Genomic DNA, 15,397 nt, shown 5'->3' with positions numbered 1-15,397 from the left:
GGAGTCAATCAAATTCTAACCCTTTTGCAGCTAATAAACAGCCTTTTCGATGAAAACATTTTAAGCATTTCAGCTATTTGGTCATCTATTCACAAATTGTAGATATAAATGGCCTTTACAGGCCATTTAGGAGCAAAATTATTCACATTATTTTTTCTGGTCAGTCCAGAGAAGACTACCAATCGCCGGTAATAACAACACTGCACCTAACATATTCACTAAAAACATGAAGGTTAATAGTATACCCATATCAACTTGGAATTTAAGATCTGAGAATATCCACGTACTCACACCAATAGCTAATGTAATCCCCGTAAACAATACAGCACTACCACGCTCAACAAGTGCATTACGATAAGCAATACTCAGTGGTACGTTTTGCTTAAGCTGCCCCATCATCGACGACAGTATATAAATACCATAATCAACACCAATACCAACACCTAACGCAATTACAGGTAAAGTAGAAACAGTTAAGCCTATTTCTAGTTGAACCATAAGTGCTTGTGCAAGGGTTGATACAATATAAAGCGGCAATACTACGGCGATTGTTGCTTTTACGCTTCTAAAGCTCATTAGGCATAAAATAATAACGGCACCATAAACGTAAAGCATCATGGGTATTTGTGCCTCTGCAACCGACTCATTAGTCGCTGCCATTACACCCACTGGGCCAGATGCTAATCTAAATGCTAGTTTTTCAGTGCCCTCTTCTTGGGCAAATTGCTTAACACTTTTAATGACGCTATCGATAGTCTGTGCTTTATGATCATCTAAGAATATAATCACAGGCATAACAGAACAGTCACCGTTGAGTAAGCCTGTACTAGTTTCAACTCGAGACGTTGACTGAACTAAACTTGCTGAATTTCGTGGCAAACTTTGCCATTTCAAATTGCCTTCGTTGTAGCCTGCGTTAACCGATTGCGCTACAGAGCTTAAGCTCACAGCAGACTGCACACCTGCTACATTCTCTACTTTGTATTGAAAACGGCTTATACGCTCCATCACATCATGCTCAGTACATGCTGCAGGATATGCCTCTACTATTACTTTTAAGATATCTGACGAAATAGTGTACTTATCCGATATTAAAAACGTGTCTTGGTTATAACGGGCATCTTGATGCAGAGATGGCGCGCCTGCGTGTAAGTCACCTATACGCATTTTATCGGCTTGCCAGTAGCCTAGAGCAAATAAAACAAGGGTAAAACCTATAATCATTTTAGCGATTTTAGGATCGGTTGCTTTTACTAAAATGTCTCTGATCTTATCAAGTATATTAGGCTTCTCAGCATCACCAGATTGAATATGTACACTGTTTTCAAAGTTCATGTACGACGCCCAAACTGGCAGCAAAATTAAATTTGTAAATATAATTACTGCCACACCTAAACTCGCTGTAATAGCAAGTTCGCGGATAATACCAATATCAATAGTAAGTAATGTTAAAAAGCCTACGGTATCTGAAAGCAGTGCAATACCACCAGGTATTAATAAAGCCCTGAAACTTGACTGACAACAAATTCGCGTACTTTTTCCTTCACCTACTTTTTTGCCAATCGCATTAATCATCTGCACACCATGGCTAACACCAATAGCAAAGACTAAAAACGGCACCAAAATAGACATAGGGTCTAGCCCAAACCCTAAGCTTGAAAGCAGGCCTAATTGCCAAATAACGGCAATAATAGAACACGCGATAGGCAAAATAGTTAGCTTTAAACTGCCACAAAATAGCCAAACCATAATAAAGGTAAAGGCGATAGCAATGGCAAAAAATAAGACTACCCCTTTTGCGCCTTCAGCTATATCACCAGCCATTTTTGCAAAGCCAATAATATGAATACTTACTTTGTCTGTACTTAAAGGCTCTCTTAAATCACTTTCTAGCTTTTGTGCGAAAGCTAACGTGTCTAATTTTTGTTGTGTTTGAGGATCTGTCTCTAAAAGTTGAGCCGTTACCATTGCACACGAGTAATCGCTGGCAATCATACGTCCTACCACTTTTGCTTTTTCGATGTTTTCTTTTACAACACCTAAACCACGGGTATCCGCTTTAAAGTTAGCAGGAATAATTGGACCGCCTGCAAAGCCATCTTCGACTACTTCAACAAAACGAGCACTGGGTGAAAATATAGAGTTAACTAATGGACGATTTACGCCAGGAATAAAATAAAGCTGATCGTGAACCGCTTTTAATTGAGTAAAGAACTCTGGATTAAATATATTGCCGCTGTCATCACACACTGAAATCAAAATACTGTTTGCACCACCAAACTGTTTTTCATGCTTAGTGTATACTTTCATATAGTCGTGATTTAACGGGATGTTCTTATTAAACGAGGCATCTAATTGAATTTGAGTTGCTTTGAATACGAGTAAACACGTTATAAGCGCAAAACTTATAAGCATAATTAAGCGATGTCTAAAAATCGCCTTTTCAATAAAATCGAGTAACTTATGCATTAAGGGGTTAACTCCTTCACTTTAATGCCATCTTCTGTAGCCATGATCAATCTATTATCTAAAATTACACCATCAAGAATCGCTTTACCGTCAGCAAGCTGCTCATGGGTGAGTAACCCATCTTGAAGATGAAAAATAACGCCACTATTAGCGAGCATGAGCCATTGTTTGTTATTATAATTAATGATGTTGTTAATCGTCGCTGTTTTAACATTTTCAAAATGCTGCCACTGCTTTTCGCCACTTTGCTTTGCAAAAACATTACCTCGTAGCCCTGCTACAATTTCTCGAGTGCTATCTGAGGCAACTGCAAAAAATGAACCGGGATAAACTTCTTCTATTCTTTGCCAACTTTTACCATCGTCAATGCTTCTGGCCATTAAACCCATTTCACCAACAAGCATTAATCCATTGTCTGTTTTTTCTATGCGATTAAAGTGCGGTAAAATAGAAGCAGTTTCCGCTTCGTATCCTTGTGGGTCATTTTCTTTTAAATCGTTTAAATAATCACGATCGTCACTAAAAAGTAGCGAATCTAAAAAGCGTTTTTGCCAATGTTTACCGCCGTCGGTGGTTTGATAAAACATGCCATATGCGCCCACTGCAAAACCTTTTAAGTCATCTTCAAATAAAATATCTAAACATGGTTTGTCTAATTCAGGTAATGCTTGTTGTAGCTGCCAATTAACGCCACCGTCAGTCGTATTTATGATTGTTGCATCGTGTCCACATGCCCAGCCATTATTTTCGTTACTAAAATCAACGGCAGTTAATAGCACTTGAGTTGGAACTAGCTCAGCTTGTTGCCATGAGTCACCCGATGTACTTTTAATAACAGTACCGTGTTTACCAACAGCAATTAAGCCATTACCCGTGTTAGTTATATCGGTGAGTAAGGTTTTAGCTGCATTTGTTGCACTGATTGCATAGTTAGGGGCTTCTTGTGCAACACTCGCACCGCTTATTATCAGGCTGGCATATACCAAATACTTCATAAATTTTAATCGCCTTGTACGAGAGAGTTGTTTGTCTTTTTACTAGGGAGTGCGTTGCGCGCTGTAAGACAAACGCGATGAGAAAGGAAAAAGCACTTAACATATATTGTTAAGTGCCTAGTTTAATACTATCTACCTGCGCGACGTAAAGCGCTTGAAGTAAATTCGTTATCGTTAAACGACTGTGAAAAATCGTACATTTTTTCTTGGTTATCTAAACCAATTGCTAAATAACGACGAGAATTCAAATCATGATAAACCTCAAGCGTACTCCACTGTGTAGGTACTTCGTAGTAGTTAAGGCCATAAGCCATGGCTACACGGTAAAGTTGGTCGCGGTTATCATAAATATCCGTAACCTGTACCTGCCAGCTATCTTCATCAATGTAAAACACACGTTTTTTATAGATATGGCGTGTATCGTCTTTTAAGTTAGCTTCAACAACCCAAACACGGTGTTTTTCGTAGCGTGTATGCTCTGGGTTTATGTGGCCAGGCATTAAAATGTCATCGTACTCTAGCTTATCACTATGAAGTTTATAGCTATTGTAAGGTATATATAACTCTTGCTTACCTTTTAACGTCCAGTTGTAACGATTTGGTGAGCCATTAAACATATCAAAATCATCGGTAGTGCGCAGGCTATCTGCAGCTGTGCCTGGTGCATCATATGCAACATTAGGTGCACGACGAACACGACGTTGTCCCGAGTTATAAGTCCATGCTTGGCGCGGCGTTAATATTTGGTCCATGGTTTCATGAACTAATAATGCAGTCCCCGCTAAACGAGCAGGCTCTGTTACACTTTGTTTAAACTTAAACAAAATATTTGAGTCTTGCAGCTCTGCTGGTGTTGCGCTTGGGTCTGAGTATTTAACTAATAGCTGCTCATCAAAGCCAACATAGTTATAAGAACCTGACGCTGTTGGCGCAGCTTGACCACCAAAACGTTCAATAGACTGACCACGGTAACGTAATAAGTGATTCCAAATTGCCTCTAAACCTGTTTTAGGAATAGGGAAAGGAATACCAATCGCCGTATTTTTAATACCGTTACCGCCTTCGATTAATTCAGCACTCGGTGCAAACTTTTTAGTCGCGTCATAAACAAACTGAGGGTACGAAGCTGAACGGCGAGTTTCATACACTGGCATTTTAAATGTGTCTGGATATGCTTCAAATAAAGCAATTTGACCCGGACTTAAATTTGCTTTGTACTTTTCGATATTACTTTTATCAATAGTGAAAAGCACTTTGTCAGTGGTATATGGGTCAAGGTGATGCATACCCGGTTCATAACCTGCTGGTGCAGATGTAATGCCATTATTCCATGCTGGAATAGAACCATCAGCATTCGCTGCTTTTTCAGCGCCTAATGGCGTTAAATTTTGACCTAATTGAGCAACTTCATCAGCGCTTAATTTAGCTAAAGCTGCGCTGCTTGCAAACAAGCTACAAAAAGCAGTAGCAATGAGGGTAGGTTTTTTAATCATAGTAATGTTACCCCTAAATAGAATATTTTAAGTTAAAAGAAACGTAATCGCGGTCTGAGAATGTATTAACACCGCCACCGCCCCAAAACGAGTTATAGCTCACATCAAGTGACCACGCATTTTGGTAGTTAAAGTTCATGGTTGCACCTAAAGATTTACGGTCTTCAATAAATAAGAACATAGGATCTGGTGTATTACCGTTTACGTCATGAGAAAATACAAAACGAGGAGAGAAGTTAATACCATTGTAAAGGTTATAATAATCACCTTTAGCAATTAAGCGATATCCCCAAGAAGATGCAGTAGCAAATGATTTTTCTTCAGCGCCGTTTGATAAACCAAGTTGCAGTGTTGAGTAATCAGTAGTACCAGGGCCTGTAATTGTGCCACTTCGGCCAGTACCGGATACATTTAAACGCGTTTCGTCATAGTCTGGCATGTTATGAATTTTTACAGCACCCACTTCACCAACTACAGCCCAACTATCAGCACCTAATGAAGGTCCAAATAAATGTGTTGCCGTGAATTGAATTTGTGATGTGTCGCGTTCAATATAGCCTTGAGCAACTTTACCCGCACCAACAGAACTAATATCATCGCCAAAACTCATTTGCGAAATACCCGCAAATTCAGGCCTTAATCCAGCAAGCGCTAATTGTTCTGGCATCGCTGTGTAGAGTAACTCTACGTCATCAATTTGTAGCGGTTCATCTTGGCGAAAAGCAAATTCACCCGCGAAGGCTGTTTCGCCGATAGTCGTATTAAAACTTAAACCATATAACTTAATATCTTCAGGGTAGTCATTTTCAGCTTTAGAAAAAGCAGTTAAATCAGCAACATTATCTGAGGTAATCTCTGTTGTCATGATCATCGCTAAATCTTGGGCAATTGCTGCCTGCGAAAAGTTTGATACGCGACCAGATATAAGCGGACGACGGCTATGGTAATTCACGTGATAGAGTGCAATTTCAGTATCATTAAATTCAGGTAAAAACACACCTAAACGTAAACCATACTGACCGCCATCTTCAGGTTCATTTTTACCATTATCCCCTTTACCTTTTAAAGCCACCTTAGTTGGATAAGCTAGATACATTTGAGCTAATAAAGCACTACCTTCTGCACTTGACGGATCAATACCTTGTGCAGCTGCAGCTAATGCAAAGTCAGATGTTAAGTTATTCAAGCTATCTGTTAAAAAAGCAACATCAATATCAGGATTAGACGTAAAACCTAATTGAACATTCTGCTGATAACCATTTTCTGCTGCAAAGTCATTAGTTGAAAAATACGTGCCTGCTGCTGGTAAACGCGTTTCTTGCCATTGGTATTGGTAGAAACCCTCAAGCGTGATGTTTTCAGTAATACCAAGCGATGCCCAAAGCATACCTACAGGTATAAATGCTTCTTTAAGCTCAGCGCCTGGGGCTTTCAATCGGTCAATATCAACTGGGTTTACGTTAATACCATGAGAGATTAGCGTACTTTCCCCCCAGTTAACTACTTGCTGACCTAAACGAACAGATAAAGGATTATTTCCGTCGTTTAAATCAAAATCGGCCCATACAAACGCATCTAGTAAACGTATGTCGGCACAACTTTGTGCTTTAGTGTCTTTATCATCACACGGATCCACACCCTGCCCAGATGTAGGATTTGAATAAGCGTGATAGCCATCCATTAATGCAAAGTCATAAAAATACATAAAGCGAGTGAACAAACCGTAGTTATCTTTATTTATTGAAAGGTCGTGTGTTCCCTTCAATAGTTTTGAGAATGAGTCACCACTGTCAAAATTTAAATTACCCGCATCACCATTGTTTGAGTAAGAGCCCGGTTGTGCCCATACATCTTGTGATGAGTAAATAGTGTTACTTAGCGCAGGGTTGTAACCTGTCCAGTCGAAAGCTGGATTATTACTTTTACCAATTAAGCTAAAGTCTCTATCTTCTACACGGACACTTTGCCCATATGAAAAGGTTGAATCGAAGGTAATATCAAACCCCCCAGCTTCAAATGTTACAGCTTGAGTACTGGCTGCAGATAAACCTAAACTAGCGGCTGCTAAACCTATAGCGATTTTATTTTTAACAAAAAGCGATCTTCTTATCATTTTGGTTCCCCCCTGTCGCGGGTCATTTTGTGTGATCAAGTTATTGTTTTTAGTGTAATCATAACGATAGAAGCGAATCTGCAAAATTACAAATACTCGCTCAAATCTGTCATATATTTTTATTCTGGTTGACGCTTACGTATTGGTAAGACGTCGTACCAGATAATTTATACACGTAATTTAACAATAGGACAAATTGAAATTAACAAAAATACAATATTTTTATGTATATATAACATAAAAACCGAGTGTCAGGCCACTCGCTCTAGGCGGATAAACTTGTTTTCGGGGGTTAATAAGAGTCTAAAACGGCCACGTACACCCAAGCTCGAAATGAAGGGCCTTAAATATGTAGCGGTAAAACGAATCGTTTTACCGCCATCCTCTACAACTTGTAATGAGCTAAAACGACCATGGTAGTAATCCATGCATTCGTTATAGCTCAATCTTAGGGTAAAATAATACTCAATCATTTATGCGAGCGCTTTTTCAACCTTTTCATACAAGTCAGCACTTAGGGCATCCAAATTGGCTAAGCGTTGTAATTGCAGTTTCATTGCTTGTGAGCGTACATCATCGTAACGCTTCCATGACATAAATGGTGTCAGCATACGCGATGCATTTTGTGGATTAATTGCATTAAGTTTTATCAGTAAATCACCTAATAACGCATAACCTTGGGCATCAGAGCGATGAAATTGCGCTGTATTAAAATGGCTAAAACTTCCTACAAGTGCACGTACACGATTAGGATTTGAAAAATCAAAACACGGGTGTTCGTAAAGTGCTTTAATATCATCTATAGCATTACTGCCTGATTGCATAGCTTGCAGTGCAAACCATTTATCCATCACTAGAACATCATGACGCCACTGACTATCAAAATGACTCAAAAGCTCGTCTCTAATAGGGTGTGAAGCTTTTACCACAGCGCTTAGGGCACCAAGTACATTAGTCATATTAGTAGAGCTTGCAGCTTCTTTAATGAAGGTTACAGCTTCTGGATTTTGTGTTTTAGCAAGGTAGTGCAGACATATTTGCTTTAAAGCACGATTCGCAACAGCGCTTGCACTTATACTGCCATCATCTTCAAGAGATTCGTAACAACTAAGCAGCTCATCAGCAAGTTCATCAGCAATTTGTTGCTCAAACTTTTCTGTTATTTTGATAATTTCATCAACAGGTATTACTTCAAATTCAGCGGCTAACGTGTCAAAACTTGGCAATTTAAACAGCTCTGCAATTAAAGCTAAATCGCCCTCTTTGGTATTTATAAGTACACGTAGCGCATTTATAATTTCGCTGCTTAACACGCTATTAGTTGTGTCGGTAATCTGAGATTTAATCGCTTTAATAAATAGCTGCTGTTGTGCATCCCAACGTGAAAAATCGCTACGTGCAAAACGCATAATATGTAATAGTTCGGGCTCTGTTGTTTGCTGATTTAAAATACAAGGTGCAGAAAAATCTTCGAGTAAAACCGCAACAGGCTTTTCTAACATATTATCAAAGCTAAATGTTTGAGTCGTACTTGTTACATCAAGCACATGATCTAGTTTTGTACCTTTGTATTGCAGAGTAATACTTTCTCCATTTGCGTCAAGTAGTTCAATAGCAAAAGGTATATGAAGTGGTTTATTGTCTGGCTGATTGACCGGTGCTGCTTGTTCTATTGTTAATGTATATGTATTTGAGCTGCTATCAAATTTTTGAATTGCATTTAAACGCGGTGTACCTGATTGGCTGTACCATTGTTTAAATTGCTCTAAATTAACACCTGATGCATCGCTCATTGCTCTTACAAAATCATCACATGTAACTGCTTGACCATCGTGGCGCTCAAAGTAAAGCGTTATCCCTTTTTGAAAGTTAGTTTCACCCAGTAATGTGTGCATCATACGGATAACTTCAGCACCTTTATCGTATACAGTTACTGTATAAAAGTTATTCATTTCGATAACTTTTTCAGGGCGAATTGGGTGAGCCATAGGGCCTGCATCTTCACTAAACTGATGGGTACGCATTACTTTAACCGCATCAATACGGTTAAGTGCACGAGAACCTAAATCACTACTAAACTCTTGGTCTCTAAATACGGTTAGCCCTTCTTTTAGCGATAACTGAAACCAATCTCTACAAGTAACTCGGTTACCTGTCCAGTTATGAAAGTATTCATGCCCTACAATGGATTCAATCGTATGATAGTCTTTGTCTGTCGCAGTTTCTTGATTGGCTAATACGCATTTACTGTTAAATACATTCAGCCCTTTATTTTCCATCGCACCCATGTTGAAAAAATCAACGGCTACAATCATATAAATATCAAGGTCATACTCTAAATTGAAACGTTCTTCATCCCATTGCATTGCTTTTTTAAGTGAGGCAATAGCATGGGGTGTTTTAGATAAATTACCTTTATCAACAAACAATGCTAACTCTACATCTCTGCCACTTTTAGTTGTGTAAGTATCTTTTAAAACATCAAAATCGCCTGCTACAAGTGCGAACAAATAACTTGGCTTTTTGAATGGATCTTGCCATTTCACAAAGTGACGACCATCTTGTGTTTCACCGCTATCAACTTGATTACCGTTAGAAAGTAATTGCGGGAATTTTTTATCAGCAATAACAGTCACATCAAATGTGGCTAGTACATCGGGGCGGTCCATATAATAGGTTATTTTTCTAAAACCCTGCGCTTCGCACTGTGTGCAATACGCACCTCCCGATAAATATAAACCTTCTAAAGAAGTATTCGTCTCAGGTGATATCTCTGTCACTATATTGAGTTGAAAACTATCCGGTAGGTTATTAATTATTAGCTGCTCACCAACAATTTCATAATCCGTTATATCAACTGTATCAACAGATAAAGACAGTAAACGCAAATCAATACCATCAAGCACTAAAGATGCTTTTTTATCACCAACACGGGTAAGTGTTAGTAAAGAGCTTACTTTGGTTGATAAAGGTTGTAAGTCAAAAGTTAGCTCTGTGTGGTCAATTAAAAAATCAGGAGCTTTATAGTCTTTAAGATATTGTGCTTGAGGTTTACTTGATTCAGTCATAGATACTCCAGAGCAGCTCCTTTTAAGTTAAAAGGAGCTGCTTAAAATTAGGCAGATTGTTTTGGTTTAATGCGTAAAATTTTAATACCTAAGTAGGCATAAACAACTGCTAAAACAGGGTTAATTAAATTAAAGAAAGCGTAGAGTGCATAATCGAAAGGGTTTATTAGTAAAACGCTTTGCATGTAAGCACCACAAGTATTCCAAGGAATAAGTGGGCTGGTAATTGTACCGCCATCCTCTAATGTACGAGATAAATTAACAGGCTTCAAACCACGTTTTTCATATTCATCTTTAAACATACGGCCAGGGACAACAATCGCTATATATTGATCGGCCGCTATTACGTTAGTTCCTATACAGGTTGCAATTGTTGCTGTAATTAATGAACCCGTACTTTTAGCTATTTTAAGTATGCTTTTAACAAAAATGTCCAGAAGGCCCGTTTTTTCCATGATGGCACCAAACATTAGTGCAGTCATAATCAGCCATGTAGTTGTAAGCATACCAGCCATACCGCCACCGCTGAGCAACGAATCCATTTTGTCATCGCCGGTACTGATACTAAAACCATCAAAGAAAGTAGTCCAAACAAGTTTGAAGTAGCCAACTAGCTGTCCTTGAGAAATATCAATTTGGCTAGCAATTAGATCAGACTGAAACAACATAGCCCAAACAGCGCCCACAACAGCACCAATTGAGATAGCTGGAAAAGCGGGCATTTTTCTAATTGCCAACACTAAAAGTACAATTAACGGAATGAGCATTTCAAAACCAATATTAAAGTTTTGTTGTAAAATAGCCGTTATTTCATCAATGCGCCCTGCTTCGCTTGAAGCCGTTGCATTAAACCCCATGAATATAAATATAATCAGTGCAATTACAAAACTCGGTACTGTCGTCCACAGCATATGTTGAATATGCTCAAACAAATCAGCGCCAACAACTGCTGGTGCCAGATTGGTTGTTTCTGACAACGGGCTTAGCTTATCACCAAAGTATGCGCCAGATATAACGGCACCTGCGGTTACTGTTTGCTCAAGTCCAAGACCCGTAGCAACGCCTAATAAAGCCACACCTATCGTAGCAGCCGTGGTCCAAGAACTACCAATACTCATTGCTACAATGCCACAAATTAAGCAACTCGCTGCATAAAACCAACTTGGATTTATAACTTGTAAGCCATAATAAATTAAAGTGGGTACAGTCCCAGAAAGTAGCCAAGTACCAATTAATGCACCTACCATAAGTAAAATTAAAATAGCACCAAGTGAAAGCGTTATGCCTTCGATCATAGCTTGTTCTAATTTTTTCCATGTGTAACCGTTTTTAAGGCCAATTAAAGCCGCTGCAAAAGTGGCAAATAAAAGTGCTATTTGGTTAGGACCTGAAGAAGAGTTATCACCAAATAAGTATACGGCTGCACCAAGCAAACAAATTAATACAGTGATAGGAATTAATGCATCAAAAAAAGAGGCGGGCTTGATTGGTTTATCATCCAATGGCTTCAAAATAGAGACTCCTACACACACTTGCTGTGTGTTTAATTATTATTTTTAGCACGTAAAGCGCATTAATTGAGCATGATTGATCTAGCTCAACTTTATGTAATCAAAGATTATAACAATTTAGTAAATTTTAGGTAGTAAAAAAGGCGCTAAAGCGCCTTTTTTATGGAGGTAAAACCAGTTGTTACTTCTTAGCTATACGACCATAATTAATATAATCTTGAGTAATTAATGCTGCTTCTTCCAAAAATGGGTCAAGCTCTTCAATTACTTCTGGTAAATCGTCTAAGTTTTCTACCGGCTCTTTACCTAAGCGCTTAAGACGTTCGTTAGTACGTACAAGTGCACGTGCTTCACCTTCGTCCTTTTCTTTAATACGGTCTGCTTCAACTAAAGAGATAGTTTTACGGTCTTTCTCTTCGTTATATAAAGTAATATCGCTAAATACATAACCAAATTCTGGCTCTGATTTAATTCGTACTTCGTGTTGTTTTTCAAGGTACGTAATAATAGGTGTTAAATTACCTAGTTTTTTGTATTTCGCTTTAACGATGCTATCCCATGGAAGTGCATTATCTTGCTTACTTTCGCCCCACTCTGCAGGGTCGATTGCTGATGGAAACGAAATATCAGGGATAACACCTTTATGTTGCGTACTACCACCGTTAATACGATAAAACTTAGCAATAGTATACTGTACGCTACCTAGCGCATTATCGTATAAATCGTAAGCACGGCCTAAGCCTTTGTGCTGCTGTACAGTACCTTTACCAAATGTTTGCTCGCCAATAATTACTGCGCGACCGTAGTCTTGCATTGCTGCTGCGAATATTTCAGAAGCAGAAGCACTGTAACGATCAACTAACACAGTTAAAGGGCCGTCATAGTAAGTTATACCATCACGATCTTTTTGTTCTTCAATTCGGTTATTTAAGGTATGAATTTGAACAACTGGGCCTTGATCAAAAAACAAACCTGACAATTGTGTTGCTTCGTATAAAGAACCACCACCATTTTGGCGCAAGTCGATAATAATACCATCAACTTTTTCTTCTTTAAGCTTAGCCAGCTCAACTTTTACATCTTTCGAAAGATTATTGTAAAAGCCTGGAATTTCAATCACGCCAACTTTACTTGTTAAATCAGAGTATTTTGCTTCAAATACTTCTGATTTAGCTGCTCTATCTTCAAGTCGAATTTTATCACGCGTGATTTCAACAACTTTAGGAGCACCGTGAGCGTCAACACCTTTTAAATACTGTAGACGTACTTTAGTCCCTTTAGGACCTTTAATTAAATCAACTACGTCATCTAAACGCCAGCCAATTACATCGACAAACTCTTCGCCATCTTGGGCAACACCAATAATGCGGTCATCAGCTTTAATTTGATCTGTTTTATCTGCAGGGCCTCCCGGCACTAAGCTGCGAATAACAGTGTAGTCTTCGTCAGGGCTTAGTACGGCACCAATGCCCTCAAGCTCTAAGTCCATATCCATTTTGAATTGCTCTGCACGACGTGGCGATAAATAAGACGTATGCGCCTCAATACTTCGTGCTAGCGAGTTCATAACAATTTGAAAAGCATCTTCTGAATTAGATTGTACTAAACGTTTTTCTGCATTTTTGTAGCGTTTGGTCAGCACCTCTTTAATGCCTTCCCAATCTTTACCTGTCATTTTTAAACGCAGTGCGTCGTATTTTACACGCTCGCGCCAAATTTCATCAAGCTCGGCTTGTGAAACAGGCCATGCTGAATCTTCACGGTCAAAAAAGTATTCATCTTCTTTATCAAACGTCATTTCTTTTTCAAGTAGAGTAAGTGAATACTCGTAACGTTCAAAACGGCGTTTAAGACTTAAGTTAAAAATATCAAACGTAAAGTCTAATTTGCCGGTAGTAATAGCGTTATCAAAGTCATCACGGTATTGCTCAAATGAGGCGATATCGCTGGCTAAGAAAACGCTTTTATTAAAATCAAGGGATTCGATATAACGATCGTACACTTTACTAGAAAGCTCATCGTTAAATCGAACCGGTGTATAGTGTGAACGAGCAAATAAGCTAGCCACTCGTTTGCTAGCAGTACCATGTTGACTCTCTTGCTTAAGCTGGGGTAAATCGTCAATGGTGACGGCTTCTACAGCAGCAAATAATGAACCTGAAAACAGGGCAGCAACTAACGGAATGAGCGTAAACTTTTTACTCATACACAACTCCTTAATTTATTGACAACTTAAACGATGTATAAGCTGTCAGCTTTGGTTTTAACTTGCATACCTGTTACTAACTCAACATGAACATCATCTTTGTTCACTTCAGTTATTACTGCATTTACAAGTGCTTGGCCAAGTTTAACCTTAACCTTATTATTAACCTTGACCTCAGTTGCTGGTAAAGGTTCAATTTTTCCTGAACGTTTAGCCGGCGCTGCTTTAGCAGGTTTGTTAGCTGCAGGTGCGTTTTTATCGCCTGTTTTGCTAGCATGAGCAGGTTTTTTCTTGAAAGATTTAGAATCTGAATCTTGACGTGGACGCTGTTGTTTTTTGCGTTTAGCCATTTTAGCGCGGCTTTCTTCCAATGCTTTTTGCGCATGGTCGATATGCTCTTGCTCAACTTTTTCACCTTGATTGCCATCAAGATCAATACGAAACTCTGACTTAGTCACAGCTTCCAAATAACGCCAGTTAGACGTGTATTTTCTAAGCGCTTGACGAACTTGAGTCTTACTTACTTTTTCAGACCCTTCAATACGCTCAGCAATATCTTTAAAAATACCGACTTTAAGCGGCTTGATGCCATCTTTTTGTTTAAAACATTGTGGAAATTCTTGATATAAAAATTCCAACACTTCATTAATATCTTTTAGCTTGTTTGTGGTTTCCATTTTAGAACCTATTTTTCACATCTTTTCATCAAGGGACGAATCGACGTAGTGTATTACCCAGTCGACCAACTCTTCGAAATCGGCTTCTATAACAGCCATATCACCTCGAAGGTGTTCCCAAATACCATTAATTGTTTCATCAATAAATTCACATTCTGAATCATCTGGAAGACGATCCCATGCAATATGAATCAAATCATTGAGCGTTTCCGCTACATGTTCTTCATCGCCTTCCCAGTCGCCAACATCTTGTACAGCAAATAGGTAGTCTTGAACATTTAGCAAATCTTTCATTACAAGCTCGCCTCTAAGCATTTTACTAATGCTTCTAGACCCGCTTTATCGTCAGCATCAAATCGGCCAATACTTGGACTATCAATGTCTAGAACTGCAAATACTTTACCATGTTTCATGATAGGTACAACTACTTCAGAGTTAGACGCTGCATCGCAGGCTATATGCCCGTCAAAAGCGTGAACATCTTCAATTAGTTGTGTCTCTGCGTTTGCAGCGGCAGTTCCACATACCCCTTTTCCAACTGGAATACGGATGCATGCAGGGTTGCCTTGAAACGGGCCAAGTACTAATTCAGTAGGAGAATCCATAAAGTAAAAACCCGCCCAATTTACATCTTCTAAAGAGGTAAATAACAGCGCGCTTATATTTGCCATATTGGCAATTACATTAGATTCACCAGCTATCAGCGATTGCGTTTGCTTAACTAATGACTGGTAAAAATCGTGCTTTTGCATACCAAACTACTTCTTATTAAACATACAGTAGCTAAAGGTACTCTTTGTCGTGAAAAATTGGAACCTTTTGGAGGTAAAAAAAAGGAAATCGCACCGTTTATCAGCGTGCTTGG

At 38.8% G+C, this 15,397-nt stretch carries 11 protein-coding genes; all 11 read right to left on the bottom strand.

Annotated elements, in window-relative coordinates; translation table 11 throughout:
- Positions 1 to 147 precede the first annotated feature (147 nt).
- On the bottom strand, positions 148 to 2,469 hold the full coding sequence (locus EU510_RS03375; RefSeq protein ID WP_149592253.1) for an efflux RND transporter permease subunit: 2,322 nt from the start codon (positions 2,467 to 2,469) through the stop codon (positions 148 to 150).
- A complete protein-coding gene (locus EU510_RS03370; RefSeq protein WP_149592252.1) occupies positions 2,469 to 3,464 on the bottom strand; it encodes a WD40/YVTN/BNR-like repeat-containing protein in 996 nt (331 codons plus the stop codon). The genes EU510_RS03375 and EU510_RS03370 overlap by 1 nt, the downstream gene beginning before the upstream one ends.
- 128 nt (positions 3,465 to 3,592) lie before the next feature.
- Complete coding sequence (locus EU510_RS03365; RefSeq protein WP_149592251.1) at positions 3,593 to 4,957, bottom strand: DUF1329 domain-containing protein; 1,365 nt, start codon at positions 4,955 to 4,957, stop codon at positions 3,593 to 3,595.
- 13 nt (positions 4,958 to 4,970) lie between these two features.
- Positions 4,971 to 7,070: a DUF1302 domain-containing protein gene (locus tag EU510_RS03360; RefSeq protein ID WP_149592250.1), complete on the bottom strand. Its 2,100-nt coding sequence runs from the start codon at positions 7,068 to 7,070 to the stop codon at positions 4,971 to 4,973.
- 251 nt (positions 7,071 to 7,321) lie between these two features.
- Positions 7,322 to 7,543, bottom strand: coding sequence for a DUF2835 family protein (locus EU510_RS03355; protein WP_149592249.1), 222 nt, complete (start codon positions 7,541 to 7,543; stop codon positions 7,322 to 7,324).
- A complete protein-coding gene (gene pepN / locus EU510_RS03350; RefSeq protein WP_149592248.1) occupies positions 7,544 to 10,138 on the bottom strand; it encodes an aminopeptidase N in 2,595 nt (864 codons plus the stop codon).
- A 47-nt stretch (positions 10,139 to 10,185) separates the two neighbouring features.
- The gene (nhaC, locus tag EU510_RS03345) at positions 10,186 to 11,649 is read right to left on the bottom strand and encodes a Na+/H+ antiporter NhaC (RefSeq protein ID WP_188085395.1); all 1,464 of its coding nucleotides are present in this window, start codon (positions 11,647 to 11,649) and stop codon (positions 10,186 to 10,188) included.
- A gap of 181 nt (positions 11,650 to 11,830) precedes the next feature.
- On the bottom strand, positions 11,831 to 13,855 hold the full coding sequence (gene prc / locus EU510_RS03340; protein WP_149592246.1) for a carboxy terminal-processing peptidase: 2,025 nt from the start codon (positions 13,853 to 13,855) through the stop codon (positions 11,831 to 11,833).
- A 26-nt stretch (positions 13,856 to 13,881) separates the two neighbouring features.
- Positions 13,882 to 14,532, bottom strand: coding sequence for an RNA chaperone ProQ (proQ, locus tag EU510_RS03335; protein ID WP_149592245.1), 651 nt, complete (start codon positions 14,530 to 14,532; stop codon positions 13,882 to 13,884).
- A gap of 15 nt (positions 14,533 to 14,547) precedes the next feature.
- Positions 14,548 to 14,826 (bottom strand): hypothetical protein, encoded by a 279-nt coding sequence (locus tag EU510_RS03330; protein ID WP_149592688.1) that lies wholly within the window; start codon positions 14,824 to 14,826, stop codon positions 14,548 to 14,550.
- Positions 14,826 to 15,284: a GAF domain-containing protein gene (locus tag EU510_RS03325; RefSeq protein ID WP_149592244.1), complete on the bottom strand. Its 459-nt coding sequence runs from the start codon at positions 15,282 to 15,284 to the stop codon at positions 14,826 to 14,828. Before EU510_RS03325 ends, EU510_RS03330 begins: the two co-directional genes overlap by 1 nt.
- Between the last annotated feature and the right edge of the window lie 113 nt (positions 15,285 to 15,397).

Origin of the sequence: Pseudoalteromonas sp. FUC4 (genome assembly GCF_008370255.1) — a bacterium.
Lineage (GTDB): Bacteria > Pseudomonadota > Gammaproteobacteria > Enterobacterales > Alteromonadaceae > Pseudoalteromonas.
This window is presented reverse-complemented; position numbering and strand designations above follow the sequence as displayed.